Raw genomic sequence first — 1,691 nt, 5'->3', positions numbered from 1 at the left:
TCAACACGTCAGCATCAGGACCATACCGCTCGATCAGATCAGCCAGAGCCTGCGCGACCCTCGGATCCTGCTCCAAGAGCTTCTGCAGATAGGGACCAGTTCCCTGCTGATGCGGGACACCATCCACCTTGGAGGTACCAAGCGATCCACCTCCACCCTTGGCCTCGTAGATGCTGATCCTGGGCGGATCAAGCCTCACACCGATCCGATCCAGATGCCCAGCACCCGGCTTGGAATCATCCCCGAAGAGCGAACTTTCGCCACGCCTGTTTGTGCTCCTATCCCATAAACTAACGTTGGTTGGGTCGGGCGTGATTTTTGGCACTACTCCCCAAGGTAGCGTTCAACCTCAGCATAGTCTGGGCTGAGGATCGAGCAGGTTACTGAGCTCCAAATGTTGGAGATTTCGACTTGGCTTCCTCCTGGTAGATCCCAGAGAGCTCTCTGTTCGTGCTTTCCTCTCTTGACCTTGCCTTTTCCCCAGGTGTCACGAAACCGTGCGACTACTGCACTGAAGACGTTGTTCATGAAAGCTACCCGGTCGGGAGAATCTTCCTGCACAACATCGGTGATCCGAAATTCCACTGTCCCCACATGTCCCGACGTCCTGCTGGTCACCAGCAGGACTTCCGGAACCTTGAAATTGTAAGGAGTCAAGCAGAAACCTTTTTCGTCGCGCTCCCACCCCAAAGCAGCGCACGAAGCCTCAGCTGCTTTCCGGTCAAGAGGCCACTCTTGGTTCACCCAAAATTCAACGATGCGGACCAAGTCATCCATAGGAGTAGACTTCAACTGCAAGCCCTTTCTGCCTGATTTAACATTTCCTTAAGTCACGATGCGGGCGGAATCTTAGGGAGATATGCAGTTCCGTCAAGCCGGAATCGGGACAAGCCAATTGTACCACTGGGGCGGGCTCGGACCAAGTCGTAGTTGATCTCGATCGTCCCGTTCTCGATGGCTTCTTTCAGGGCTCTCGCATCGGGGCCTTCTCGTTCGATCAGGTCAGCGAGGGCTTGGACGATCCGGGGGTCCTGTTCCATCAGCTTCTGCAGGTAGGGGCCAGTACCTTGCTGGTGGGGGACCCCATCCACTTTCGAAGTCCCAAGCGGAGCATTACCGCCTTTTGCCTCGTATACCGTGATCGACGGCGGGTTGAGTTTGACCCCCACTCGGTCCAAGTGGCCTGCTCCCTTCCCGGAATCGTGACCGAAGAGCGAGATTTCTTCTCTGAGTTTGATGACCCCGTCGGCTGCATGTTCACCTAAGGACTCAGATGCTTTCTTGAGGTCTTTTAGGGACTCTCTTTCGGAGAGGAAAGCGTCGCGGATGACAGTGGACTGCTCGGGAGTGATCTGGCCGGAATCTCGAAGTGAACGGAGGGAAGGCTTCAAGTTCTCACTCGTGAAGGAAGAAATATCGACACCGCATTCGGAGGCGATTTCTTTCAAGTGGCTGGACTCCGTTTGGTAACGCTCGTACATGTCGCGATGTTCGACCTGCTTCTTGTAGGCCGGATTATCCTCGAACTCTTTCAGTCCTTCCAAGTGGAGTTTGTCATGTTCAGCCTTGACTGTTGCTGGAGTGTCAACTGGCTCTGGTGGGTTGGGGTCGTTTGCATACCGGCCACCCTCCTTGTTGTGCAGGTCTCCGCCCTCACCACGGAAGGTGGTCTCTGGGTCCGGATCCCCCTT

At 55.2% G+C, this 1,691-nt stretch carries 3 protein-coding genes; all 3 read right to left on the bottom strand.

The genetic code is table 11. From position 1 onward, the window contains the following. A partial coding sequence (locus EII34_RS16360) for a hypothetical protein (protein ID WP_221620327.1) occupies window positions 1-325 on the bottom strand: 325 nt, incomplete at its 3' end. Beyond that, complete coding sequence (locus tag EII34_RS15640; RefSeq protein WP_124846099.1) at window positions 325-777, bottom strand: DUF6301 family protein; 453 nt, start codon at window positions 775-777, stop codon at window positions 325-327. The genes EII34_RS16360 and EII34_RS15640, both read right to left, overlap by 1 nt. A 53-nt stretch (window positions 778-830) precedes the next feature. Then, the coding region (locus EII34_RS16155; protein ID WP_185711396.1) for a hypothetical protein at window positions 831-1,691 on the bottom strand (861 nt) is incomplete at its 5' end.

Origin of the sequence: Arachnia propionica, assembly GCF_003859805.1 — a bacterium.
Lineage (GTDB): Bacteria > Actinomycetota > Actinomycetes > Propionibacteriales > Propionibacteriaceae > Arachnia > Arachnia propionica_C.
The sequence above is the reverse complement of the archived record's forward strand: the minus strand, read 5'-3'. Positions and strand labels throughout refer to the sequence as shown.

Excerpts from the sequence above, each read along its gene's own strand:
- EII34_RS15640 (WP_124846099.1), bottom strand. The coding sequence starts at position 777 with ATGGATGACTTGGTCCGCATCGTTGAATTTTGGGTGAACCAAGAGTGG.